Here is a 23,119-nt window from a genome sequence, read left to right on the forward strand (position 1 = left end):
GGGGGACGGGCTCATTCAAGGGATTGGAACAGGGTCTCGGGCCGCAGCCCCAGGCGGCGCGCCTCGGCCATGACGGCGGGCAGCGCGTGCAGCAGCACCGGCTGGCCGTCGGGCGCGCGCGCGGCGTGGCCGTCGTGCAGCAGCAGGATGTCGCCGGCGGCGAAGCCGCGCAGCAGCCGGCGCTGCACGGTGGCCGGATCGCCGGTGCGAGTGTCGAAGCCGCGGCGCGTCCAGCTGGCGTGCCGCAGGCCCAGACCGTGCAGCACCGGGGCGAGGAAGGGATTGCTCAGGCCGGCCGTGGGCCGGAAGAAGCGCGGCGCCTGGCCGGTGATGTCGCTCAGCGCGGCCTGCGCGGCGGCGATGTCCCGCCGCATGCGGCCAGGCCCGAACAGCGAGAAGGCATTGGAGTGCGACTGGCCGTGGTTCTCCACGCGGTGGCCACGCGCCACGATGGCGCGGCACAGCGCCGGCTGCGCCTGCGCGCGGCGGCCGATGCAGAAGAAGCTGGCCTTGGCCCCGAGTTCATCGAGCAGGTCCAGCACGCGCGGCGTGCGCTCGGGGTCGGGCCCGTCGTCGATGGTGATGGCGAAGGCGCCGCGCGCGGCCGCGGCCTCGGGCAGGCGCACCCAGTTCTCGCCCAGCCATTGCGAGCGCGGCCACAGGCCGGCGGCCACCACCGCCGCGTGGTTGGCCACCACGCCGCCCGCCAGCCAGGGCCACCAGCCGGGCTGCCACAGCCCCGCGCCCAGCGCGGCGCCATGCAGCAGCACGCTGGCTTGAAGCAGCGGCGCGGGGCGCCAGCGCGGGCCGTTCAAGCGGGCCGGCGTCATGGCGCGCCCTCCCCGGCCGCCGCCCAGGGCCGCCGCGCCACCAGGGCGGACCACAGGGACCGCCAGCAGGCCCAGTCGTGGCCGCCGTCGGTGCGCAGCACGCGCTCGGCGGGCAGGCGCGCGGCCATGCGGTCCATGCCCCCGGCGAAGCGGTCCTGGCGGCCATAGCCCATCCAGGCCACGGGGCGCGGTGGCGCCTGTTTCCACCAGGCCCAGACCTCGAAGGCCGGGTCGCTGTCGTGGGACGCGGGGCCGGGCCAGGCGTCCAGCCCGCCCGCGCGTTGAATGGCGTTCCAGGCCAGCCGATCGCCCGGGTAGGGCGCCAGCAGGCACAGGCCATCGACCAGATCCGGGTGGCGCCGCGCGCACAGCACGGCCTGCCAGCCGCCCAGCGACAGACCGCCCAGCCAGACTCGGCGGCCTGCGTCGCGCGCGGGCCGCAGCCACTCGGTGGCCAGGGCCTCGATGGCGTCGGCGCCGTCGTAGCGCTGCGCCTGCAGATCGACCGCCACCATGTCGATGGCCTGACCCGCCGCGGCGGCCTCGGCGTCCCAGCCTTGCGCGGCCACGTCGGCGGCGCCCATGGCCGCGCCGGGCAGCCAGACCAGGCGGCAGGGGGCCTCGCCGGTCCAACCCTCGAAGCGCTGGGCCTTCACGGGACGGGGTCCTTCTCCGCCGGCGTGAGCACCGCCGACAGCAGCAGCGCCAGCACCGCGCCCGGCGCCACCGTCACGCCCACGGCCTGCAGCACCGGCACAGAGGACAGCGAGAGCACGCCAAAGCCGATGGCCGTGGTGGCGCAGGCCACCAGCACCGACAGCAGGGCCCGCGGATCGGCGTGCGGGTCGCGCCGCCAGCGCTCGATGAACAGCGAGTAGTTGGAACCCACGGCCACGATGAGCAGCATGCCGATGAGGTGCAGCAGGTGCAGGCGCACGCCCAGGGCGTGCAGGCCGGCGATCACGATCAGCACCGCCGCCACGATGGGCAGCATCACGCCCAACAGGCGGCTCGGCCGGCGCAGCGAAGCGCCCAGCACCAGCACGATGCCCGCCAGCCCGGCCAGCGACAGCGCGATGGCCTCGCGCAGGTAGCTGCCGTAGAGCGACTCGAACTCCTGCTTCAGGTCGATGAAGCTCGCGCCGCTGCCCTGCAGCGCCGCGCGCAACACCTCGGCCGGCAGGTCGGCGCCGGCCGCGCCGGGCGCGGGGCGCAGCGGCAGCAGGGCGGTCCAGCCGTCGGCGTGTGGCTGCAGCAACGAGTCCACGGCGATGGCCAGGGCCGAGCCGTCGAGGTCCTCGCGCCGCATCGGCGCAGCCGCGCGCGCCTGCGCCACGGCGTCCACGAAGGGCTTGAGCCGCGCGGCCGACAGGGGCTGCCCCTGCAGCGCCAGGCCCAGGTCGCGCGACAGCGCCTCGGGCGCCGGCAAGGCGCGCTGGCGCTCGCGCTGCAGGGCCTCGCTGGGCAGGAAGCGCGCGGGGCTGTCGTAGCCGCCGATCAGGCCCTGCGCCACCAGCGGCTGCAGGCGCGCGGCGGCCGCCTCGGCGCCGCGCAGCGCGGCCTCGCGGTCGCTGGCGCGCACCACCACCATGTAGCGCGCGTCGGGCGCGCCCAGGTCGCCGCGCAGGCGGGCGTCGCGCTCGGCGTCCTGCGGGCTCACGCTGGACAGGGCGGACAGGTTCGGCTCCCACAGCGTGTCGCGCTGCGCCACCAGCCAGGCCAGCGCCAGCAGCGCCGCGCCCAGCACGGGCCAGCGCCAGGCCCGCAGGGCCAGCACGCGCGGCGTCACCCAGGCCGGCAGCTCGGGCGTGCGCGCCATCTGGCCGCCGGCCATGGCGGGCAGCACCAGCCGCGTGGTCAGGGCGGCGACGAAGACCCCCGTCATGGCGTACAGGCCGAGCTGCGCGAGCCCCGGGAAGCCCGCGAACAGCAGCGCGCCGAAGCCCAGCACCGAGGTGGCCACGCCCAGGCGGATGGTGGGCCAGAAGTTCTCGTGCCAGCGCCGGCCCTCGCCGCTGTCCGCACGCCCGGTCTGCACGAAGTAGTAGATGCCGTAGTCCACCGCCTCGCCCACCAGCGCGGCGCCGAAGCCGGCCGTGATGGCGAACACCGAGCCGTGCACCTGCCCCACCGCCACCAGGCCCGCGAGCGAGCCGCTCACCGCCGGCACCAGGGTCAGCAGCAGCGGGCGCCAGCGCCGGAACATGCACCACAGCAGCAGGCTGATGCCGATGGAACTGAACAGGGTCAGCCGCGCCACGTCGGCCTGGATGGCCGCGCGCGTCTTCACCGCGAACACGCCGGGGCCCGACACCTCCAGCCGCAGCGCGCCCGGCGGCAACGCATCGAAGGCGGCCTGCACGCGCGCCACCGCCTCGGCCTGGCCGTCGGTGTCCGAGCCCGCCGCGCGCGTCTGCAGCAGCAGCATCGCGCGCGCGCCGTCGCGCGACACCCAGACGCCCTCGGCCATGTTGGGCTGCCCCTGCGACTGCCAGCCCATCAGCACCTCGAAGGCCTCGCCCGTGGGGTCCGACGGGAACTGCGCCTTGAACGGCAGCCCCGCCGGCGAGGACACGATGTCGATGGCGTTGAGGATGGCCTCGCGCAAGCCGTCGGGCGTGAAGCGCTGTGCGTCCACGGCCGGGCTCAGCGTGTAGCGGTGCCGCTGCAGCAGCGCGAGCTCGCGGTCGAAGGCCTCCAGCTCGCCGTTCTGCACCGCAACGAAGGCGCCGTCGGCCGAGAGCCGCTGGCGCAGCGCGCGCGAGGCCTCGGCGCGCGCCGCGCCGTCGCCGCCGTCGATGGCCACCATCAGCAGGCGCGAGACCACGCCCTCGCGCAACTGCTCCACCAGCACCTGCTGCTCGGCGCTGGGGTGGGAGGGCAGGAAGAAGGACAGGTCGGTGGTGAAGCGCGTGCGCGACGCCAGCCAGCCGCCCAGGGCCATGGCCAGGGCCCAGGCGAGCACGATCCACACGGCACGGCGGGTCATCGGAGCCCCTCCGGGCGCGCGGCGGTGCGGGCGCCGGCTGGCGGCCGGGCGGCGCTCACGGCTTGCCCACCGGTTCCAGCCGCATCTCGGTGCGGTCGCCGTCGGACTGGGTGTAGTCGATGCGGTCCACCGCGACGCCCACGCCCGAGATGACGATCTGCGTGACGATGCCGCGCAGGCGCGCCTGCAGCGGCTCCAGCGTGAGCGTCCAGCGCTTCTCGGGCTGGCCCTGCAGGGCCACGCGGTAGTGGCGCTCCAGCGCCGCGCGGTCGCCCTGCAGGGTGCTGCGGATGCTGGCCACGAAGGCCTCGACCTCGGGGCGCTGGCTCACGGGCATGCTCATGCGGCGCTGGTCGCGCTCCAGCGTGAGCGTGTCCTTGTCGAGCAGCAGGCGCTCGGGCCGGGGCGAGAGCGTGCGCCGCTCCAGCCAGTCGGGCGCGCGGTAGCTCATCTCGCCGCGCGAGACCAGGGGCGCGTCGAGCATGGCCATGTGGCGCCGCTCGACGAAGCGCACCGTGCCGCCGGGGTGCGCGGCCAGCAGGGCCATCAGGCGCTCGAGTTCGTCGGCCGCGCGCGCGGCCGTCAGGGGCAGCAGCGTCAGCGCCAGTAGCCAGAGCCTGCGGGAGATCATCGTTGCCAGAAATCGAAAAAGTTGAACCAGTTGAACGGCGCCTGCCGGCAAGCGGCCTGCAGGCGCTCCACGTAAGCGGCGCGCGCCGCCTGGATGGCGGCGTCGCGCGCCGCGCCACGGCCAACCGTACCAAAGTCGGCCAGGGGTTCGAACACCAGCCGGTAACGGTTCGCACCCAGGTACAGGCCGGCCATGAAGAACACCGGCCGGCGCAGCACGGCGGCCACGCGCCAGGGCGCGACCGGAAAGGCCGCGGGGCCGCCCAGGAAATCGTGCAGGGCGCGGTCGTCCGCGTCCAGCGAGCGGTCGACCAGCATGCCCACCAGGTGGCCCTGCTCCAGCCGCTGCGCGGCCTCGATCATGGAATCGGGCCGGCCCAGCGGCACCACGTCCTGCCGGGCCTCGGGGTTGATGGCGGCGAGCGCGGCCCGCATCTGGCGCGCGTTGTCCTCGTACATCAGCATGCTCACCTGCAGGCCGGGGCGCTGGCGGCCCACGCAGCGCAGGGCCTCGAAGCTGCCCAGGTGCGCGCCCATCAGCAGCACGCCGCCGCTGTCCATGGCGCGCAGCAGCGCGTCGGCGCCCTGCACTTCCACGTCGAACAGATCGAAACGTCCGTTGAGCAGGTAGACACGGTCGTGCACCGTGGTGGCGAAGCTCAGCAGGTGGCGGTAGCGCTCGCGCCAGGTGGGCGGGCGGCCCAGTGCGCGGCGCAGGTAGTCGCGGCTGGCCGCGCGCGGGCGCGGCGCGAACAGCAGGAAGTACAGCGTGGCGCCGTGCAGCACCGCGCGGCTGAGCCGTCGGCCCCCCCACAGCGACAGGCGCACCATGAAGCGCAGCAGCCCCAGGTGACCGCGCTCGGGCCGCTGGCGCCACTCGGGCAGCGCGCGCCCATTCACCGGGCGCCCCCCCGTGCCGCGCACCGTGGGGCCGAGCGCCTTGCGAATGGCCCGGCCGCGCTCATGCGTCCACCGGCCGCAGCTGGCCCGTGGCCACCGGCTCGCCACCGCGCGTAAAGACGAAGGCGAAGCCCGCGCGGGGCAAGGCGCTCAGGCTCAGCCGCAGCTCGTCGCCGGGCCGCACGGCTTGCAGGAACTTGGCCTGCGGCAGGCCCCAGCCGCGCGCGCCAGGCGCCAGCTCGCGCGCCGCGCGCAGGGCCTCGTCCAGCAGCACCACGCCGGGCAGGATGGGCTGGCCCGGGAAATGCCCCGCGAAAGCGGGGTGGTCCGGGGGCACGCGCCAGGCGCGCTCAAGAAGGCTCACGCAGCACCTCGCGGCGGTAGAGCGCGGCCAGCGCCTCGCGCGTGAGCTTGCCGGTGGCGTTGCGTGGCAGCGCCGGCAGCAGCACCAGCGGGCGCGGCAGGAAGATGGCGTCGACGCGCTCGCGCAGCTCGGCCAGCAGCGGCGCGGACTGGCGACCGGGCGCCACCGCGAAGGCCACCAGCCGCGTGACGGCGGCGTCGCCGCCCGGCGCCTCGGGCAGGAAGAAGGCGGCGTCGAGCACGCCCTCGAGCCCCGCGAGCTGGCGGTTCAGGTAGGCCAGCGACGTGCGTTTGCCCGCGATGTTGATGAGGTCGGCGTGCCGGCCGTGCAGCACGAAGCGGCCGTCGGCCAGCGGCTCGATCAGGTCGGCCAGGGGCACGGTGCCCTCCACGTGCCCGCCCTCGGCGCTGGCCACGTCGCCCGCGAACCGCAGGCGCGCGCCGGGCAGCAGCGTCCAGGCCGGGCCCGCCACGGTGCGCCGGCTGGCCAGCGCGGAGGACTCGGTGGAACCGTAGATCTCGTGCAGTTCGGCGCCGCAGGCGGCCTCGGCCTGCTGCGCCAGGCCCTCGGCCAGCGGCGCGGTGGCCGACAGCAGGCGCTGCGGCAAGGCGCCCGGCGCGGCGCTGGCCAGCCAGTTGGCGAGGTGGAAGGGCGTGGTGACGAGCAGGCGCGGCGCCGGCACGGCGGCCAGGGCGTCGTTGATGTCCTGGGCAAAGAACGGCTTGCCCGACCAGAAGCTGCAGCCGCCGTGCAGCGCCAGCAGGAAGGTGGATTCGAAACCGTAGCTGTGCTGGATGGGCACGGTGCCCACCAGCACGTGCGGCGCGCGGTCCAGCCCCAGCGCGGCGGCCTCGGCCTGGCCGTTGCGCACCAGGCGACCCCAGTGCTTGGGGTGCGGCTGCGGCCGGCCGGTGGAGCCCGAGGTGAACAGCACGGCGGCCCGCCGGGCGTCGTCGATCCAAGGCATGTCGGCGAGCGGCGGGCGGCCGGCGCCGGGGCGCGCGGGCACATCGTGCCGGGGCAGCCCGGCGGCCTCGGCCGCGTGCGACATCTCGGCGCCGTCGACCAGGCACAGCGCGCCCGGGAAATCCTGCGCCAGCTGGCGCAGGCTCTGCGGCGCCAGCGAGGACGGCTGCAGGCTCACGCGCCCGCGCAGCAGGCCGGCGGCGAAGCCCACGGCGAAGCGGTAGCGGTCCTCGCAGAGATTGATGAGGTCGCCCTCGGGCGGCAGCGCTTCGGCGAAGGCCGCGGCGTCAGCCAGGAATTCGCCCACGCGCACCGGGCCGTCGGGGCGCCAGGCGAACACGCCGTCGATGGCGTGCGCGCTGATGAGCGGGGAACGGCTCATGGCCGCTGCCCCCGCGCCGACTGGCGGCGTTCGCTGTCGGCCCGCCAGGCGCGCAGCACGGCCGACAGGCTGGGGCGCTCGTGCGGCGGCAGCGCCAGCCGCCGCCACAGGGTTTCCAGCAGGAACATCAGGCCCACCAGGGGACCCGTGAGCACGTTGGCGTGCAGCGACCAGAGCCCGCGCGGCGCGAACAGGAAGAGCGCGGTGGACACCAGCGCGTTCAGCACGAAGAAGGCGGTCCAGGCGGCCGTGACCTGGCGCGTGTAGCGCAGGTGGCCCGGCGAGAGTTCGGCGCCATGCACCAGGCGCGCCAGCCGCGTGACCAGGGCGTCGCCCGGCCCCAGCAGGCTGGCGCCGAACAGCGCCGCCAGCGCGAGGTGAATGCCCAGGTGCTGCAGGTAGTACAACAACGCCACCTCGCCGCGCAGCCAGGGCCACAGGCCCCACAACAGCGCCGCCGCCGCCAGCCAGGCGAGCCAGCGCAGCGCCGGTCGCGCCAGGCGCGCGAAGGCCACGGCCAGCGCTGCGGCAAAGGGCGCCACGGCCACCGCCACGTGCAGGTCCATCGGCCCGCGGCCCGTGCTGCCGAGGTGCGAGGCCACCACCCAGCCCAGCAGCAGCAGGCCGGACGCGGCGGCGCGCAGCGGGGCCGATGGGCTCATGCGATCCGGCGCCGGGCCGCCCCCAGCCAAGCCTCGCGACCCACGCCGCGGCGGAGCGTGCGGGTATTCATGTGGTGCGGTGGCGCGTGATGTGGGCCGCCAGCGCGCGCGGGCTGGCGAAAATCTTCTGGTTGTTTTCGTTGTCCGAGCGCATCTGGAACCCGTAGCGCTTGGAGATGACGAGCGCGATCTCGAGCATGTCGATCGAGTCCAGGCCCATGCCCTCGCCGTACAGGGGCGCGTCGGGGTCGACCTCGCCCGGGCTCAGCTCCAGGTTGAGCGCCTCGATGATGAGCTGCACGAGTTCGGGAATCAGCTGCTCCACGGCTTCGGCGTTGACGGTGTCTTCCTGCATGGCGAACTCCTGGGGAGCGTGAGGTGATCAGTGGGCGGGGGCGGCGAACGCCAGCACGACGTTGCTGCCGCCGAAGGCAAAGGAGTTGGACAGCGCCACGCGCAGGCCGTTCGCGTGCCGGCCCTGTGGCACATGGTCCACGCCCTCGCAGGCCGGGTCGAGGCGGCCCGCCAGATGGGCGGTGGGGGGAATGGCCTGCTCGCGCAGGGCCATGGCCGTGACGACGGCCTCGATGGCCCCGGCCGCGCCCAGCAAGTGGCCGTGCATCGATTTGGTGGAACTCACGGGCAGGCGCGCGGCCTGTTCGCCGAACACCTCGCGCAAGGCCTGTACCTCGATCGGATCGCCTTCGGGCGTGGCGGTTCCGTGCGCGTTGACGTAGTGCACCTCGCCCGGGGCCAGGCCGGCGTCCTCCAGCACGGCGCGAAGGGCGCGCACCTGGCCGGCGCGGTCGGGCCGCACCAGGTGGGTGTGGTCGCAGTTGGTGGCGAAGCCGATGAGTTCGCCGTGGATGCGCGCGCCGCGCGCCACGGCGCGGTCCCAGTTCTCGAGCACCAGCGCCGCCCCGCCCTCGCCCAGCACCAGGCCGTTGCGGTCGTTCGAGAAGGGCCGGCAGGCGCTGGATGCGGTCTGCTCGTCGCCGCGCGCGAGCACGCGCATGGCCTCCCAGGCCTTCACCACGCTCACGGACTGGCAGACGTCGGAGCCGCCGGTCACCATCAGCTCGGACTCGCCCGAGCGCACGCGGCGAAAGGCCTCGCCGATGGCCATGGAGGCCGAGGCGCAGGCCGCCGTGTGGCTGCTGCTCACGCCGCCCAGGCCCAGCTGGATGGAGATGTGTGCGTTGGCCGCGTTGTTCATGCCCATCACCACCGACAGCGGCGACACGCGTTCGCGGCCCTTGAGCCAGAGCTCGCGCGCGCCCCGCTCGTGCGCCGCCAGGCCGCCCAGCGCGGTGCCCCACAGGCACCCCCATTGGCGGCGGTCGCTGCCGTCCTCGGCGGCCGAGCGGGCCAGGCCCGCGTGGCGCCAGGCCTTGAAGACGGCGGCCATGCCCAGTTGCGAGAAACGCTCCATCATGGACGCCAGCGGCTTGCCCAGCTCGCGGTCGGCGTCGAAGCCCTCGCAGCGCACGTAGGGCAGGCGCAGGGGGCGCGGCTCGTCCTCGGTGACCATCCACCGAACGGCCGATTCGCCGGCCCACACGCGCTGAAAGAAATCCTCGAGATCGCCGCCGTAGGGACTCACGAGGCCCAGGCCGGTGATCGCGACGCGGTGCCGCGCCATGCTCACTCCGTCTTGCTGGGCACGAGCGATTCGATGACCGCCACCATGTCCGCCACGCTTCTGGGTGGGGTCTGATCGGAGGGAATCTCGATGCCCAGGCGGTCTTCGGCCTCGAACATGAGCTCGGCCAGCATCAGCGAATCGACGCCCAGCTCGGCCAGGGCCGCCCCGGGCACCACGGCGGACTCGGCCACGCCCAGGCGATCGACGAGAAACTGGCGGATCAGTTCGATGGCGTTCATGTGGGCCCGAAAAAAGTGCGGAATTATAGTGAGCGCCCCCCAGCACGCCCTGGGGCGTACCACCCTGGCGGGGGACGTCACGCGCCTCGGGTACAGTGGCCCCCCACCCTACCCCACCACAGCACCCGCGCCCGCCGCCTTGACCGCCACCCACCCACCGGCCTGGACCCGCGCCCTCGCGCGCCGATTCTTCGCCCTGTGGCCGCTCAAGGCCGTGGGCACCACCGCCTTCATGGTGCTGTTTTTCCACGCCTATTTCTGGGTGCTGAAAAACCCATCGGGCGAAGCGCTGGAGCTGCCCCTGCTGGCGCCGGACCGCTGGGTGAGTTTCGAGCCCTGGGCCATCTACGCCTACGGCTGGCTCTGGGTCTACGTGTCGGTGGCGCCGGGCCTGCTGGACCGCTGGCGCGCGCTGGTGCGCTATGGCGCCTGGGTGGCGCTCATGTGCGCGCTGTGCCTGGCGATCTTCTGGCTCTGGCCCACGCGCACGCCCGTGTTCGACGTTGACTGGTCGGCCTACCCGCGCCTGGCCTTCCTCAAGGGCATCGACGCGTCCAGCAACGCCTGCCCGTCCCTGCACGTGGCGGCGGCACTGCACGCGGCCTGCTGGCTGCACTGGCACCTGCGTGAGTTGGGCGCGCCGGCCTGGACGCGCTGGGTCAGCGCCCTGCAGTGCGTGGCCATCGTCTGGTCCACCATGGCGATCCGCCAGCACGTGTTCATCGACGTGCTGGCCGGCGCGGCGGTGGGCGTGCTGTTCGCCTGGCTGTCGATCCGCTCGGAACGCGCCGCCCAGGCCCGGCCCCCCGCTACAGCGGTCGCCGCTGCGCCAGCAGCGCGTTGAGCCGCGGCAAGGCCGCGCGCATGGCCTCGCGCCCGGCCTCGATGGCGCGCTCGCGCGAGGAGAAGTCCGCGCCACCCATGCCGTTGAGCACCGGACGCACCACCAGGTCGGCCGTGGCGAGCTCGTGGCGGTTGATGCTCTGTCCCATGATGGCGAAGGTCTGCAGCAGCACGTCGAGGTTGCCGGTGGCGGCATTGGTCTCGGGCGTGGCGGAGATGTCCACCGCGAGCACGATCTCGGCGCCCATCTCGCGCGCCTGGCGCACCGGCACCGGCGCGGTCAGGCCGCCGTCCACGTACTCGGTACCACCGATCTTGACCGGCGCGAACACGCCCGGCACGGCGCTGGAGGCCCGCACCGCGAGCGCCGCGTCGCCGCGACGAAACAGCACGCCGCGGCCGGTGTGCAGGTCGGTGGCGAGCACGCCCACGGGCAAGGCCATGTCCTCCAGCAGCTTGCCGTCGATGGTGCGGCGCACGTAGCGCGCGAGCGCTTCGCCGCGCAGCAGGCCCCGACCCAGGATGGGGAGCGACCAGTCGGCGATCTCGGCCTCCTGCATGCGCAGCGCCAGGCGCTCCAGTTCCTTGCCCGGCAGGCCGCTGGCGTAGAAGGTGGCGACCAGGCTGCCGGCCGAGGTGCCGGCGAGCAGGTCGGGCCGGATGCCCACGCGCTCCAGCTCCTGGATGACGCCAATGTGGGCGAAGCCGCGCGCCGCGCCGCCGCCCAGCGCCAGGCCCAGGCGCGGCGGGCGCGTGAGCGTCACGGGTGGCACCACGGGCTCGGCCACCACCGGGGGCACCGGCCTGTCGGGCGCCTGCGGCGGCACGAGGGCGCAGCCCGTGAGCAGCAAGGCCAGCGCGCAAGCCCACGCGCGGCCTCCGGGGAACCATTGAAAGCGCTTAAGAATCATTCTCGTCTCTGCTAGCATCTATCACCGCTGTCCGGCGGGTGCGGGATTGTCCCAAAGCGCCGGGCGGCCCCCTCTTTCGCAACCAAGAGACCACCATGAAAACCACCCGTACCATCGTTTCGGCCCTGGCCGCCGCCACGCTGAGCCTCGGCGCCGCCCAGGCGCAGGACAAGGTGCTCAACATCTACTCCGCCCGCCACTACCAGACGGACGAGGCGCTGTACAACGGCTTCACGCAGGCCACGGGCATCAAGATCAACCGGGTGGAAGCCGACGACGCGGGCATCGTCTCGCGCCTGCGCGCAGAGGGCGCGGCTTCGCCGGCGGACATCGTGCTCATGGTGGACGCCGCCCGCATGGCCGCCGCCGACGCGCAGGGCCTGTTCCAGCCGATCAAGTCGAAGAAGCTGGACGACACCATCCCCGCCACGCTGCGCGCCGCGCCCACCGCCGATGGCGTGACCTGGACCGGCTTCTCCACCCGCGCGCGCATCGTCATCTACGACCCGGCGCGCGTGAAGGCCGAGGACGTGGCCACCTACGAGCAGCTCGCCGACCCCAAGCTCAAGGGCCTGCTGTGCACGCGCTCGGGCTCGCACCCGTACAACATGTCGCTGTTCGCCACAGTGGTGGAGCGGCTCGGTGACCAGAAGGGCGAGGCCTGGCTCAAGGGCCTGGTGGACAACCAGGCGCGCGCGCCCAAGGGCGGCGACACCGACCAGATCCGCGGCGTGGCCTCGGGCGAGTGCGGCGTGGCGATCGCCAACAGCTACTACATGGCCCGCATCCTGAAGTCGGACAAGCCCGAGGACAAGGCGGTGGCCGCCAAGGTGAAGGTGGTGTTCCCGAACCAGGGCACCACGGGCACGCACGTGAACATCGCCGGCGCGGCGGTGGCCAAACACGCCAAGAACCGCGACAGCGCGATCGCCTTCATGGAGTACCTGGCCAGCCCGGCGGCGCAGAAGTACTTCGCCGATGGCAACAACGAGTTCGCCGCCGCCAAGGGCGTGAAGCTGGACAACCCGGCGCTGCAGGCCATGGGCGGCGAGCACTTCAAGATCGAGACCGTGCCGCTGGCGGCCGTGGCGAAGAACCTGACCAAGGTGCAGCAGATGCTGGACCGGGTGGGCTACAAGTAAACCGGACCGGTCCCCAGAAAAAAGGCCGCGCCACCGCGCGGCCTTTTTCATGTCAGACCGAGCGCGTCAGCCCGCCGTCCACCCGCAGGTTCTGGCCCGTGATGTACGCCGCGCCGTCCGAGGCCAGGAAGGCCACGGTGGCCGCGATCTCCTCGCTCGTGCCGTAGCGCTTCAGCGGCACGCTGTCGCGGCGCGCCTCGGTGGGCGGCAGGCTGTCGATCCAGCCCGGCAGCACGTTGTTCATGCGCAGGTTGTCCGCCGCGTAGGTGTCGGCGAAGACCTTGGTGAAGGACGCCAACCCCGCGCGGAACACCGCCGAGGTCGGGAACATGGCGCTCGGTTCGAAGGCCCAGGCGGTGGAGATATTGACGATGGCCCCGCCCTTTTGCTGCTGCATGTGCGGCGTCACCAGCCGCGTCGGGCGGATCACGTTCATGAGGTAGGTGTCCATGCCGCGGTGCCAGTCCTCGTCGCTGATGTCGAGGATGGGGCCGCGCGGCCCGTGGCCCGCGCTGTTCACCAGCACGTCGATGCGGCCCCAGCGCTCCAGCAGCGCGTCCAGCAGGCGCTTGAGGTCGTCGGTGGACTGGTTCGAGCCCGTCACGCCCACACCGCCCAGTTCCTTGGCCAGGGCCTCGCCCTTGCCCGAGGACGAGAGCACGCCCACGCCATACCCATCGGCCGCGAGCCGCCGCGCCACGGCCGCGCCCATGCCACTGCCACCCGCCGTGACCATCGCCACCTTGACTGCCGCCATGTCCTTGCCTTCCGTATGAGTGAGGGAAGCGGCGGATGCTACCCGGGGACCGCGGAGCGCGCGGGCCGGGGGCCTCAATACACGTCGCGCCGGTAGCGGCCTTGCGCGGCCAGGTCTTCCAAGGCCTGGTCGCCCAGGATCCCGCGCAGCGTGCGGTCGACCTCGCCCGCCATGCCATCGAGGCTGCCGCACACATAGAGGGCGGCACCCCGCCCCACCCAGTCGCGCACGGCCCCGGCCGCGTCGGCCAGCGCGTGCTGCACGTAGCGGCGCTGTGCCTGGTCGCGCGAGAACACCCAGTCCACGCGGCAGAGCCAGCCCTGGCGCGCCCAGGCATCGATCTCCTCGCGGTGGTGCGCGTCGTGGGCCGACTGGCGTTCGCCGAACAGCAGCCACATCGGCGCCACATCGGGCGGGCGCGGCGCGCTCGCGGCATCGTGCAGGCGGCCCGCGGCGGCGAGGCGCCCGCGCAGGTGCCCGCGCAGGCCGGCCAGGCCGGTGCCGTTGCCGATCAGGATCAGCGGGCGATCGGCATTGCCAGCGATGCGAAAGCCCGCGTGCGCGCGCACGCGCAGCATCGCGGTGCCATCGAGCGCCAAGCCCTCGGTGAGCCAGCCCGAGGCGACGCCCGGCTGGCCGTCGGCGCGGCGCGAACGGCGCACCAGCAGGTGCAGCGCGCCATCGGCCGGCACCGAGGCAATGGAGTAGTCGCGCGGCGCACCCGGCGCCCCGGGCACCTCGACCTGCGCCAGGTCGCCGGCCTGCCAGTCGGGCAGTGCGCCGGCGCTGGGCACCAGCTCCAGGTGGTGGACCGGCTCGCCCGCGCTGCCCGGGTTGAGGTGGCGGCGTGCGCGCAGCCGCCAGGGCTGCAGCGCCGGGGCCTCCCAATCGGGCAGGTCGCTGGTGCCGGCCAGGTGGGCCAGGTGCTGGCGCCACTGGCGCAGCGCCTCGGGGTCGCTCTTGTCCACGTCGATGCGCTCGAACAGCGGCAAGGCGCCGCGCGCCCGCAGCCAGGCGTCGAGCGCGCGGCCGAAGCCGCAGTAGTGGGCGTAGGCGGTGTCGCCCAAGGCCAGCAGGCCCACGTGCAGGTGCGACAGGCTCACGTCGGCCGAGGCCATGACCTGGCGCGCGAACCGGGCGGCGCTGTCGGGCGGATCGCCCTCGCCGTAGGTGCTGGCCACGCACAGCAGGCGATCGGCCTGCCGCAGGTCGGCCAGGCCCAGCTCGCCCAAGGGCGCCAGCCGCACCGGCACACCAGCGGTGTGCAGGGCCTGCGCGGTCTGCAGGGCCAGTGCCTCGGCCTGCCCGGTCTGGCTGGCGTAGGTCACCCACCAGGCGGGCACGCCGGGCGTGGCGGGCAGCAGCGCGGCCACGCGGCGCCGCGCCTCGGCCTGGCGGCGCCGGTGCTGCCAGGCGAAGGCGCCGCACATCAGGGCGTACAGGGCCAGCACGGCCAGGGCGTAGGTGATTTTTTCCGGTAGAGGCATCGGGTGGCGTGGGCGCGGTGGGCGGCGAACGCGGTTCAGCCCGCGAGGCGCTCCATCGCGCTGGTGAGGGTTTCGCTGAGGCGGCCGTCGGCCTCGCGCTGCAGGAACAGGGCCGCGATGCCATGGGCCTCGGCCAGGGCCAGGCCCTGCTCGCGACCGGCCACGGTGAGCGCGGTGGACCACGCGTCGGCCCAGAGGCAGTCGGCGTGCAGCACGCTCACCGAGGCCAGGCCGTGCGCCACGGGCTGGCCGCTGCGCGGGTCGATGCTGTGCGGCAGGCGCTGGCCGTCCATGAGGTAGGCGCGGCGGTAGTCGCCCGAGGTGGCGACCGACAGACCGTGCAGCGCCACGCGCGTGGCACGCGGCGCGACCTGGCCGGCGCGCACGGGCGGCGTTTCCAGGTCAACCCACCAGGGCATGCCGTCGGGCCGCAGGCCCTGGCCGCGCAACTCGCCGCCCAGCTCCACCAGCGCGTGGGCGACGCCCATCGCCCGCAGCCGCCGCGCCACGCGGTCCACCGCGTGGCCCTTGGCGATGGCCGAGAGGTCGAGCCGCAGGCCACCGGGCTGCGTGGCCTCGCGCGCGGCGGCGTCGAAGCGCAGCGCGCGCCAGTCGGTGGCGGGCATCGCGGCCCGCACGGCGTCGGCCGAGGGTGGAGCGAAGCCGGGGTCGGTGTAGCGCGGCGCGGGACCGAAGCCCCAGAGGTTGACCAGCGCGCCCGCAGCCGGGTTGAAGGCGCCCGAGGAGGTGTCGGCCAGCCAGAGCGCCGCCGCCAGCACCTCGGCGAAGGCCTCGGGCAGGGGCCGGCGCGCGCCGGCGGGCGCGGCGTTGAACCGCGCCAGGTCGGACGTGGGCAGCCAGCTGCTCATCTGCCCGACCACCAGGTCCAGCTCGGCCTCGATGGCCGCGCGCAGCGCGCCCTGGCGCGCCGCGTCGCGGTCGGCCCAGAGCACCTGCCAGGTGGTGCCCATGCTCTCGCCACGCAGGCGCTGCAGGCGCGCGCCCAGCAGGGGCGCCGCGCCTTCGATGTGATCGGGCACCAGTACGCGGGTCATGGTGGACTTGGGCCGCGCACGGAGCGCCCCGCCCCGGGGGCTGCGCGGAACCGGCTTCGCCGGGCCGCAGCTGCCGCCCCCATGGGGGGTCGCGCGAAGCGCGGCGGGGGGACCTACTTCGGCAGCACTTCCAGCGTCAGGCTGTAGTTGGAGCGGCGCACCGGCTCGGCCAGGGTACCGGCGGGGCCGCTGGGCGGCGCGGGCGGCGCGCCCTCCACGCGCGGCGCACGCGGCGGGGCCACGTTCACCCAGTACATGCCGGCCGCCGGCCACTTCACCTGGATCTCGCCGTTCTGGTCGGTGGTGAGGCGGATCTCGCCGAGCTCGCTGCGGTAGCGCAGGCCGTCCAGGATGACGGTGGCCGCGTAGCCCGCGGCGGGCTTGCCGTTGTCCAGGAAACGGAAGGTGGCCGTGTCGCCCTCGACCAGGTCGTTCGGGTGCGTCACCGCCACCAGTTCGATGCCCGCACCCGTGGGCTTGAGCGCGTCGGTGCTGGGCTTGCCGCGCGTCACGAAGGTCTCCACGCGGCTGTTGTTCTGGCTCACGCGCAGCTCGGTGGCGTCGGCCGGGATGTCCTTGGCCAGGGACTCGGCCGAGCCGCGCAGGCGCTTGGTCTCGCCGCCGACCTTGAAGCTGGCGATCAGGCCGTCGTTGACCAGCGCGATGCGGTAGGTGCCCTGCTGCTCCAGCTTCACGTCGAACATGCTGCGGTAGCGGCCCTTGGCCTGGTTCTCGGCCGGCACCGGCTGGCCGTTGGGGCCGATGACGACCAGGTTGTCCAGGCCGGCGGCGTTGTGCTCGTAATAGAAGATGTCGTTGGAGATGGCGGCGTCCACGCTCACCCAGGGCTGTTGGCCCGAGTAGACGGTGCCCGAAGGCAGCAGCCAGGCGCGGTGCGCGTGCGCGGCCAGCGGCAGGGCCAGGGTGGCGGCCGCCGCCAGGGCGAGCGCGCGGGCGCGAAGCGGAATGTTCTTCATCGAGAGGTCTCCGGTCGGTTTCGGGGCTTCAGGGTTTGACGGTGACGCTGATCGCGCCGAGTTCGTGCTGGCCGCGGGCCTGCGTGGTGGTGGCGCCCTTGGGCGGCCACACGAAAGGCACCTTCACGAGCTCGCGGCCGCCCACCTCGCGTGCGGCCTCCAGCACCACGGCGTATTCGCCGGGGGCCAGTTGGCCCAGGGCGGCATCGCCGAACTGCAGGCTGTGCTCGCCGGGCGCGCGCGTGGCGCCGCTCAGGCCATCCACGGGCATGTTCAGCTCGCGCCCGCTCTTGCGCCACCAGGCCCGCATGTCCTTGAGCCACTTGGTGCCCTCGTTGTTGCGCAGCTTGATGTCGTACCAGACCGCGAGGTTGCCCACGAAGGACTGGTCGGGCTTCTCGATCCAGACCGCCACGTAGGGGCGGTGGTACTCCGCCACCGACAGGCGCGGGATCTCGACCTTGAGCGCCATGTCGGCGGCCACGGCGGGCCAGGCGAGGCCGGCCGCGGTGAGCGCGGCGGCGTAACGGATGGTCGTCATGGGAAAACGGCTCCTTGGAGGGTCAGTGGATGAACAGGATCACGAGCAACAACGGGATCACCAGGCCCGCGCCCACCATGGGCCAGGTGGTGGGCCGCGCGGCGGCGTGGAACTTGAGGATGAACAGGCCGGTGATGGCGAACACCAAGCAAGCCACCGAGAAGATGTCGAGGAACCACTTCCAGGCCAGGCCGGTGTGGCGGCCCTTGTGCAGGTCGTTCAGGTAGGAGACCCAGCCGCGGTCGGTGCGCTCGTATTCCACGCCGCCGGTCTCGCGCTCGATGCGCAGCCAGGCGTCGCCACCCGGTCGCGGCAGCGAGAGGTAGATCTCCTCGGGCGACCACTCGGCCTCGCTGGCGGGCAGGCTCAGGTCCAGCGCCTCGGACAGCCAGGCGTGCACGGCGGGCGGCAGCGCGGCGTTGCCGGGTTCGTCGTCCTTCACCGCCAGCGCGGCGCGCAGGTCCTCGGGCAGCTCCAGCGCCTTGTTCTGCACCACGGGCGTGGAGGGGATGTCGGCGGCGTGGTTGAGCGTGATGCCCGTGAAGGCGAACAGCAGCATGCCGATCAGGCACAGCGCGGAACTGATCCAGTGCCACTGGTGCAGGGTCTTGAGCCAATAGGCCCGGCTGGACGCCGCCGGGGCGGCCGAAGGGGGTTTGGCGGAGGTGTCTGACCGGGTATTCACAACTTGCAAATTATAACCATTCTCATTTGCAAGACCAAACCGAGAGACACCATGGGACCGGCTTTGCGGGCCGCAGGTGACGCCCTCTTGAGGGGTTCGCGCGAAGCGCGAGCGGTGGGTGGCCTTAGGACAACGACGGGGACTCGACCCAGTCGCCGCCCAGGGCCTTGTAGAGATCCACCGCGGCCGTGAGGCGCGAGAGCTTCTGCGTGGCCAGCGCGTCCTGCGCCGAGAACAGCGTGCGCTGCGCGTCCAGCACCGAGAGCAGGTCGCCGCTGCCCTCGCGGTAGCGCAATTCGGCCAGTTGCAGCGAGCGCTGCGCCTGCGCCACCAGCTCGCGCTGCAGCGATTCCTGCCGCTCGCTGCGGGAGAGGTTGCCCAGGCCGTCGTCGACTTCCTTCAAGGCGGTGCGGATGGCCTTGCCGTAGTTCTCGATCAGCACCACGCGCTGCGACTCGGTGGTGCGCACCTGCAGGCGCTGGCGGCCGCCGTCGAAGATGGACTGCGCCAGCGACAGACCCAGCGAGACGCTGCGCGTGGGGTCGGCCAGGCTCAGCAGGGCCGAGGTGCCCAGGCCCAGCGAGCCCGACAGCGATACGCTGGGCAGCAGCGCCGCGCGCGCGGCGGCGACGTTGGCGTCGGCGGCGGCCAGCTGCGACTCGGCCGAGGCCAGGTCGGGCCGTCGCGTGAGCAGCGTGGCGGGCAGGCCCGGGGCGAGTTCGGGCACGCGCAGCTGCGAGAACGCGCCGCCGGCCGGCGTGTAGCCCTGCGGCACGCGGCCCAGCAGCAGGGCCAGGGCCGAGGCGGTCTGGCGCTGCTGCAGCTCCAGCGGGATCAGGGCGGTGCGCGCCGACAGCACCGTGGCGCGCTGCTGAGACACCTCCAGCGCCGTGGCCACGCCGTTGCGCTGGCGCGCCTCGACGACGCGCAGCACGCGCTCGGCGGTCTCCAGGTTCTGGCGCGCGATCACCAGGCGCTCGCCGGCACTGAGCCAGAGGAAGTAGTTGCCGGCCACGTCCGAGAGCAGGCCCAGGCGCACAGCGCGCCAGTCGTGCTGGCTGGCCTCGAACGAGGCCTCGCCCGCGCGCACGCCGGCGGCGATGCGGCCCCACAGATCCAGCTCATAGCTGATGGCCAGGCCCGCGCTGGTGGATTCGCGCGACGTGGACGGTGTGCCGGGCGCGTCGCTGCGGCCGGCGGTGGTGCCCAGGCTGGCGCCCACCGAAGGCAGGCGAGCGATGCCGGTCTGCTGCAGGGCGATATCGGCCTGGCGCATGCGCTCCACGGCGATGCGCAGGTCGGCGCTGCCGGCCTGGGCTTCGTCCAGCAGTTGCACCAGCGCGGGCGAACCGAAGCCCTGCCACCAGTCGGTGGTGAGCGCGGGCGAACCGGCCGTGGCGGCCGTGGCGTCCCACTGCGCGGGCATGTCCACCACAGGGCCGCGCGCCGGGTCCTGCGTGATCGCGCAGGCCTGCAAGGCCAGTGCGCCGCTCAGCAGGGACAGCTTCAAGACAAGACCACGGTTCATTCCACTACTCCAGGCGCGGCGGGGGGTGTTCATTCGGACGCCAAGGCCACGACAGGGTCGAGCCGCGCGGCCTTGCGCGCCGGCAGGAAGCCGAAGATGAGGCCGGTGGCGAACGCACAGCCGAAGGCCAGCACCACCGGCGCGACGGAAAACTGCACGGCCGTGCCCGAGGCGCCCACCACGGCGGCCACGCCCAGGCCGACGACCACGCCGATGACACCGCCCAGGGCCGACACCACCAGGGCCTCGATCAGGAACTGCTGCAGGATGTTGCGCGTGCGCGCCCCGGTGGCCATGCGGATGCCGATCTCTCGGGTGCGCTCGGTCACGCTCACCAGCATGATGTTCATCACCCCGATGCCGCCCACCAGCAGCGAGATCGCCGCGATGGAGCCGAGCAGCACCGTCATGGTGTTCTGCGTCTCGGTGGCGGTGTCGATGATCGACGCCATGTTGCGGATCTGGAAGTCGATCACGCCATGGCGCTCGGCCAGCAGCGACTCCACCGCCGACTGCGTCTCGTCGATGCGGGCCACGTCCTCCACCGCCACGGTGACGTTGCGCAGGAAGCGCTGGCCCGACAGGCGCAGCTGGCTGGTCGCGTACGGCACCATGACGATGTCGTCCTGGTCGTCGCCGTTGGGCGAGGCGCCGCGCGTGCTCATGACGCCGATCACCTGAAAGATCAGGTTGTTCACCAGGATGTACTGGCCCAGCGGCTCCTGCCCGTCGGGGAACAAGGCCTTGGCCACGGTCTGGCCCAGCACGGCCACGGTGGCGTACTCCTGCTCGTCCTCTTCGCTGAAGAAGGTGCCGCGCTCGACCTTCCACTGCCGCGCCAGCGGGAACTTGGACGAGGTGCCGCGCACGCTGCTGGCGTAGTCCGACTCGCCGAAGCGCAGCGTGACGCTGCTGGTCTGCTCGGGCACGGCGGCCAGCACGTTGGGCACCTCCTTGTCGATGGCCTGCACGTCGGCCAGCACCAGGGTGGCGATGTTCTGGAAGCCGCGCTGGTTGGGTGCGCCCGGGCGCACCAGCAGCAGGTTGGAGCCCATGGCGCTGATGCGGTCGATGACGGCCTGCTTGGCGCCGTCGCCGATGGCCAGCATGGCGATCACCGAGGCCACGCCGATGACGATGCCCAGCAGCGTGAGGATGGCGCGGAACACGTTGGCGCGCAGCGCGCGCAGGGCCGTCTTGGCGGCCTCGGCCACGTCGCCCAGGTGGGAGATGCGGCCGCGCCGCGGCGCCCAGTCGCGCGCCAGCTGCGCGGCCTCGCCCTGCGGCGGTCGCGGGCCGGGGTCGGCCACCACGTGGCCGTCCTTGATCTCGATCACGCGCTGCGCATGCGCGGCCACCTCGGCCGCGTGGGTGATGAGGATCACCGTGTGGCCCTGCGCCGACAGGTCCTTCAGCAGCGCCATCACGTCGGCGCCGCTCTTGCTGTCCAGTGCGCCGGTGGGCTCGTCCGCCAGGATCACGCGCCCGCCGTTCATGAGCGCGCGCGCGATCGACACGCGCTGCTGCTGGCCGCCCGAAAGCTGGTTGGGCCGGTGGTGCGAGCGCTCGCCCAGGCCCAGGGACGCGAGCAGCTCGGCCGCGCGCGCGTGGCGTTCGGCCGGCGGCACGCCGGCGTAGATGGCGGGCACCTCCACGTTGTCGGCGGCGGTGCCGGTGGCGATCAGGTTGTAGCTCTGGAACACGAAGCCGAAGGCGTCGCGGCGCAGCTCGGCCAGCTCGTCGCGCTCCAGCTCGGAGACATCGCGGCCCATGAAGCGGTAGCTGCCGGTGGTGGGCTGGTCCAGGCAGCCCAGGATGTTCATGAGCGTGGACTTGCCCGAGCCCGAGGCGCCCATGATGGCCACCAGTTCACCAGGGTAGATCCGCAGGTCGATGCCGTGCAGCACCTCGACCGCGAGCTCGCCGTTGCGGTAGGTCTTGGTGATGCCACGCAGGTCGATCAGCGGCAGGGCCGCTTCGGCCGGCGCGGCCGCTGGCCGCACGGCGGCATCGGGGGCGGCGGGCAGCTGGCTCATCGGCGCGCCCCGGCCGGTGCGGCTGCCGGCATGCCCCCCGGGCCGCCCGGCCCCCGCTGGCCCAGGGCCGAGCCCTGCGGGTTGTTGTTGCGCGGCTCGGCCTCACGCGTACCGGCGATGACACGATCGCCTTCCTTCAGGCCCGACAGCACCTCGGCGTGCACGCGGTTGCCGATGCCGATGGTGACCTCGCGCTCCTCGACCGTGCCGTCTGCGAGCAGGACCTTGACCTTGGCCTGGCGGGGACCGCGCGTGGCGCGCGGCGCGGCGCCGGGGCCGGCCGCGGCCTTGGGGCTTGCGTTGGGCGCCATTGGGGGTCTGGCTGCGGGCGCGCCGCCGCCCTTCCCTTGTTCGCGCGCCTGGCGGCGTTGCTCGCGCAGGCGCTCGCGCTCTTCGGGCGTCATCTTCTCGACAGCCTCGCGCCCCCCCGGCGCCGCGCGCTGGATCGTCAGCGCCGACATCGGCACCATCAGCACGTCGCGCGCCTGCGCCACCACGAAGAACACCTGCGCGGTCATCTGCGTCATCAGGCTCCGGTTGCTGTTCGGCACCTCGAACAAGGCGTTGTAGAGCACCACGTTGTTGGTCACCGTGGGCGTGGGCTCGATCTTTTTAAGCTCGCCATACCAACGCCGCCCCTGGCCGCCCAGGGTGGTGAAGTACACCGGCATGTCCTGGCGCAGCTTGCTCACGTCGGCCTCCGAGACCTGGGTCTGCACCGTCATCACCGACAGATCGGCGATGCGCAGCAGCGTGGGCGCCTGCTGGTTGGTGTTGAGCGTCTGGCCCTGGCGCGCGGTGATGCTGACCACGGTGCCCGCCATGGGCGCGTAGATCTTGGTGTATTTGAGGTTGGCCTCTTCCACGCGCATGCTGGCCTGCACCTGCTCCATCTGCGCCTTCAGCGAGTTGATCTGCGCGCGCGCGGTGCGCGCCGCCGTCTCGGCGTTCTGCAGGGTTTCGGCGGTGGTGGCCTCCTCGGCCATCAGGTTCTTCTGGCGCTGCAGGTCGCGCTCGGCCTTCACCAGGGCGAGCTCGCGTTCGGCCATCTGGGCCTGCTGCGAACGCAACTGCGCGCGGCTGGCGTCCACCCGCGCCTGCGAGGTCTCGGCGTCGATCTCGGCGAGCAGGTCGCCCTCCTTCACCTCGGTGCCCACCTCCACGTGCAGCTTGCGCAACTGGCCCGAGACCTGGGCGCCCACGTCCACGTAGTCGCGCGGCTGCAGCGAGCCCGTGGCCGCCACCTGGTCCTCGATATCGCCGCGCTGGATGGTGGCGGTGATGTAGGTGCTCCCGGTCTTGGCGCCGGGCCCCCATTGGAACCACCAGGCCGCGCCACCGCCCAGCAGGGCCAGGCCGGCCAGGATCAGGAGCGCGGTGCGCCAGGGGTGGCGGCGAACAGAGGAAGTCTTCTGGGTCGGGTTCATGGTCGGGTACGCGCCGCCGGGTGGAGCGGTTCTGTGGGGGCGGATGGTGCGGGGCAAATATGGAAAGAATGCGTACGGCGTGCGAAGACCGGTTCACACAAGGGCCTGGGCTTGGCGCCGGCC

General features: G+C 73.2%; 23 protein-coding genes. 2 read left to right on the plus strand and 21 right to left on the minus strand.

Translation table 11 applies throughout. The features are described 5' to 3' along the window. Window positions 1–11: 11 nt before the first annotated feature. From BHU06_RS04260 to BHU06_RS04310, 11 genes are all read right to left on the minus strand, one after another. Entirely contained in the window at window positions 12–830 is an 819-nt protein-coding gene (locus tag BHU06_RS04260; protein ID WP_070398235.1) for a polysaccharide deacetylase family protein, read from the minus strand. Further along, entirely contained in the window at window positions 827–1,486 is a 660-nt protein-coding gene (locus BHU06_RS04265; protein ID WP_070397912.1) for an alpha/beta fold hydrolase, read from the minus strand. The genes BHU06_RS04260 and BHU06_RS04265 overlap by 4 nt, the downstream gene beginning before the upstream one ends. Continuing rightward, window positions 1,483–3,819, minus strand: coding sequence for an MMPL family transporter (locus BHU06_RS04270; RefSeq protein WP_070397913.1), 2,337 nt, complete (start codon window positions 3,817–3,819; stop codon window positions 1,483–1,485). The genes BHU06_RS04265 and BHU06_RS04270 overlap by 4 nt, the downstream gene beginning before the upstream one ends. Before the next feature lie 55 nt (window positions 3,820–3,874). Continuing rightward, window positions 3,875–4,450 (minus strand): LolA-related protein, encoded by a 576-nt coding sequence (locus tag BHU06_RS04275; protein ID WP_070397914.1) that lies wholly within the window; start codon window positions 4,448–4,450, stop codon window positions 3,875–3,877. Next, window positions 4,447–5,349, minus strand: coding sequence for an acyl-CoA synthetase (locus BHU06_RS04280; RefSeq protein ID WP_070397915.1), 903 nt, complete (start codon window positions 5,347–5,349; stop codon window positions 4,447–4,449). Before BHU06_RS04280 ends, BHU06_RS04275 begins: the two co-directional genes overlap by 4 nt. Before the next feature lie 61 nt (window positions 5,350–5,410). Continuing rightward, window positions 5,411–5,713, minus strand: coding sequence for a 3-hydroxyacyl-ACP dehydratase FabZ family protein (locus tag BHU06_RS04285; RefSeq protein WP_070397916.1), 303 nt, complete (start codon window positions 5,711–5,713; stop codon window positions 5,411–5,413). Next, on the minus strand, window positions 5,700–7,061 hold the full coding sequence (locus tag BHU06_RS04290; protein ID WP_070397917.1) for an AMP-binding protein: 1,362 nt from the start codon (window positions 7,059–7,061) through the stop codon (window positions 5,700–5,702). The genes BHU06_RS04285 and BHU06_RS04290 overlap by 14 nt, the downstream gene beginning before the upstream one ends. After that, window positions 7,058–7,723, minus strand: a complete 666-nt coding sequence (locus tag BHU06_RS04295; protein WP_070397918.1) for a hypothetical protein — start codon at window positions 7,721–7,723, stop codon at window positions 7,058–7,060. The genes BHU06_RS04290 and BHU06_RS04295 overlap by 4 nt, the downstream gene beginning before the upstream one ends. Before the next feature lie 67 nt (window positions 7,724–7,790). Then, window positions 7,791–8,078 (minus strand): phosphopantetheine-binding protein, encoded by a 288-nt coding sequence (locus BHU06_RS04300; protein ID WP_070397919.1) that lies wholly within the window; start codon window positions 8,076–8,078, stop codon window positions 7,791–7,793. Between the two features lie 27 nt (window positions 8,079–8,105). Further along, a complete protein-coding gene (locus BHU06_RS04305) occupies window positions 8,106–9,365 on the minus strand; it encodes a beta-ketoacyl synthase (RefSeq protein WP_070397920.1) in 1,260 nt (419 codons plus the stop codon). A 2-nt stretch (window positions 9,366–9,367) separates the two neighbouring features. Next, a complete protein-coding gene (locus BHU06_RS04310) occupies window positions 9,368–9,607 on the minus strand; it encodes an acyl carrier protein (protein WP_070397921.1) in 240 nt (79 codons plus the stop codon). 139 nt (window positions 9,608–9,746) lie between these two features. On the opposite strand from BHU06_RS04310, the gene BHU06_RS04315 reads away from it, so the two are divergent. Next, window positions 9,747–10,451, plus strand: a complete 705-nt coding sequence (locus tag BHU06_RS04315) for a phosphatase PAP2 family protein (RefSeq protein WP_070397922.1) — start codon at window positions 9,747–9,749, stop codon at window positions 10,449–10,451. On the opposite strand, the gene BHU06_RS04320 is transcribed toward BHU06_RS04315, so the two are convergent. Further along, window positions 10,417–11,361, minus strand: a complete 945-nt coding sequence (locus tag BHU06_RS04320; RefSeq protein WP_070397923.1) for a patatin-like phospholipase family protein — start codon at window positions 11,359–11,361, stop codon at window positions 10,417–10,419. The two genes, BHU06_RS04315 and BHU06_RS04320, sit on opposite strands and share 35 nt — an antisense overlap. A gap of 95 nt (window positions 11,362–11,456) precedes the next feature. Here BHU06_RS04320 and BHU06_RS04325 point away from each other — a divergent pair, with 95 nt between their 5' ends. Next, complete coding sequence (locus BHU06_RS04325; protein ID WP_070397924.1) at window positions 11,457–12,503, plus strand: extracellular solute-binding protein; 1,047 nt, start codon at window positions 11,457–11,459, stop codon at window positions 12,501–12,503. A gap of 52 nt (window positions 12,504–12,555) precedes the next feature. Here the strand turns inward: BHU06_RS04325 and BHU06_RS04330 are convergent, their stop codons facing one another. From BHU06_RS04330 to BHU06_RS04370, 9 genes are all read right to left on the minus strand, one after another. Continuing rightward, complete coding sequence (locus BHU06_RS04330) at window positions 12,556–13,260, minus strand: SDR family oxidoreductase (RefSeq protein ID WP_070397925.1); 705 nt, start codon at window positions 13,258–13,260, stop codon at window positions 12,556–12,558. Between the two features lie 74 nt (window positions 13,261–13,334). Further along, complete coding sequence (locus BHU06_RS04335) at window positions 13,335–14,747, minus strand: sulfite reductase subunit alpha (protein ID WP_070397926.1); 1,413 nt, start codon at window positions 14,745–14,747, stop codon at window positions 13,335–13,337. Between the two features lie 35 nt (window positions 14,748–14,782). Further along, window positions 14,783–15,802 carry an FAD:protein FMN transferase gene (locus tag BHU06_RS04340; RefSeq protein ID WP_070397927.1) on the minus strand — a complete coding sequence of 340 codons (1,020 nt, stop codon included), beginning with the start codon at window positions 15,800–15,802 and terminating at the stop codon, window positions 14,783–14,785. A gap of 113 nt (window positions 15,803–15,915) precedes the next feature. Then, window positions 15,916–16,779, minus strand: a complete 864-nt coding sequence (locus tag BHU06_RS04345) for a DUF4198 domain-containing protein (protein WP_070397928.1) — start codon at window positions 16,777–16,779, stop codon at window positions 15,916–15,918. Window positions 16,780–16,807: 28 nt separating this feature from the next. After that, window positions 16,808–17,320 carry a DUF2271 domain-containing protein gene (locus tag BHU06_RS04350; protein WP_070397929.1) on the minus strand — a complete coding sequence of 171 codons (513 nt, stop codon included), beginning with the start codon at window positions 17,318–17,320 and terminating at the stop codon, window positions 16,808–16,810. Between the two features lie 22 nt (window positions 17,321–17,342). Continuing rightward, window positions 17,343–18,005 (minus strand): PepSY-associated TM helix domain-containing protein, encoded by a 663-nt coding sequence (locus tag BHU06_RS04355; protein ID WP_070397930.1) that lies wholly within the window; start codon window positions 18,003–18,005, stop codon window positions 17,343–17,345. Between the two features lie 124 nt (window positions 18,006–18,129). Then, entirely contained in the window at window positions 18,130–19,533 is a 1,404-nt protein-coding gene (locus BHU06_RS04360; protein WP_254668112.1) for an efflux transporter outer membrane subunit, read from the minus strand. A 29-nt stretch (window positions 19,534–19,562) separates the two neighbouring features. Next, window positions 19,563–21,569: a MacB family efflux pump subunit gene (locus BHU06_RS04365; RefSeq protein WP_070397932.1), complete on the minus strand. Its 2,007-nt coding sequence runs from the start codon at window positions 21,567–21,569 to the stop codon at window positions 19,563–19,565. Then, complete coding sequence (locus BHU06_RS04370) at window positions 21,566–22,996, minus strand: efflux RND transporter periplasmic adaptor subunit (protein ID WP_070397933.1); 1,431 nt, start codon at window positions 22,994–22,996, stop codon at window positions 21,566–21,568. The genes BHU06_RS04365 and BHU06_RS04370 overlap by 4 nt, the downstream gene beginning before the upstream one ends. Between the last annotated feature and the right edge of the window lie 123 nt (window positions 22,997–23,119).

The sequence above is a fragment of the Hydrogenophaga sp. PML113 genome (assembly GCF_001777155.1).
GTDB classification, from domain to species: Bacteria; Pseudomonadota; Gammaproteobacteria; order Burkholderiales; family Burkholderiaceae_C; genus Hydrogenophaga; species Hydrogenophaga borbori.

Excerpts from the sequence above, each read along its gene's own strand:
- BHU06_RS04330 (WP_070397925.1), bottom strand. The coding sequence starts at position 13,260 with ATGGCGGCAGTCAAGGTGGCGATGGTCACGGCGGGTGGCAGTGGCATG.
- BHU06_RS04350 (WP_070397929.1), bottom strand. The coding sequence starts at position 17,320 with ATGACGACCATCCGTTACGCCGCCGCGCTCACCGCGGCCGGCCTCGCC.
- BHU06_RS04320 (WP_070397923.1), bottom strand. The coding sequence starts at position 11,361 with ATGATTCTTAAGCGCTTTCAATGGTTCCCCGGAGGCCGCGCGTGGGCT.
- BHU06_RS04340 (WP_070397927.1), bottom strand. The coding sequence starts at position 15,802 with ATGACCCGCGTACTGGTGCCCGATCACATCGAAGGCGCGGCGCCCCTG.
- BHU06_RS04270 (WP_070397913.1), bottom strand. The coding sequence starts at position 3,819 with ATGACCCGCCGTGCCGTGTGGATCGTGCTCGCCTGGGCCCTGGCCATG.
- BHU06_RS04360 (WP_254668112.1), bottom strand. The coding sequence starts at position 19,533 with ATGAACCGTGGTCTTGTCTTGAAGCTGTCCCTGCTGAGCGGCGCACTG.
- BHU06_RS04260 (WP_070398235.1), bottom strand. The coding sequence starts at position 830 with ATGACGCCGGCCCGCTTGAACGGCCCGCGCTGGCGCCCCGCGCCGCTG.
- BHU06_RS04290 (WP_070397917.1), bottom strand. The coding sequence starts at position 7,061 with ATGAGCCGTTCCCCGCTCATCAGCGCGCACGCCATCGACGGCGTGTTC.
- BHU06_RS04295 (WP_070397918.1), bottom strand. The coding sequence starts at position 7,723 with ATGAGCCCATCGGCCCCGCTGCGCGCCGCCGCGTCCGGCCTGCTGCTG.
- BHU06_RS04275 (WP_070397914.1), bottom strand. The coding sequence starts at position 4,450 with ATGATCTCCCGCAGGCTCTGGCTACTGGCGCTGACGCTGCTGCCCCTG.
- BHU06_RS04305 (WP_070397920.1), bottom strand. The coding sequence starts at position 9,365 with ATGGCGCGGCACCGCGTCGCGATCACCGGCCTGGGCCTCGTGAGTCCC.
- BHU06_RS04300 (WP_070397919.1), bottom strand. The coding sequence starts at position 8,078 with ATGCAGGAAGACACCGTCAACGCCGAAGCCGTGGAGCAGCTGATTCCC.
- BHU06_RS04370 (WP_070397933.1), bottom strand. The coding sequence starts at position 22,996 with ATGAACCCGACCCAGAAGACTTCCTCTGTTCGCCGCCACCCCTGGCGC.
- BHU06_RS04325 (WP_070397924.1), top strand. The coding sequence starts at position 11,457 with ATGAAAACCACCCGTACCATCGTTTCGGCCCTGGCCGCCGCCACGCTG.
- BHU06_RS04365 (WP_070397932.1), bottom strand. The coding sequence starts at position 21,569 with ATGAGCCAGCTGCCCGCCGCCCCCGATGCCGCCGTGCGGCCAGCGGCC.
- BHU06_RS04310 (WP_070397921.1), bottom strand. The coding sequence starts at position 9,607 with ATGAACGCCATCGAACTGATCCGCCAGTTTCTCGTCGATCGCCTGGGC.
- BHU06_RS04335 (WP_070397926.1), bottom strand. The coding sequence starts at position 14,747 with ATGCCTCTACCGGAAAAAATCACCTACGCCCTGGCCGTGCTGGCCCTG.
- BHU06_RS04345 (WP_070397928.1), bottom strand. The coding sequence starts at position 16,779 with ATGAAGAACATTCCGCTTCGCGCCCGCGCGCTCGCCCTGGCGGCGGCC.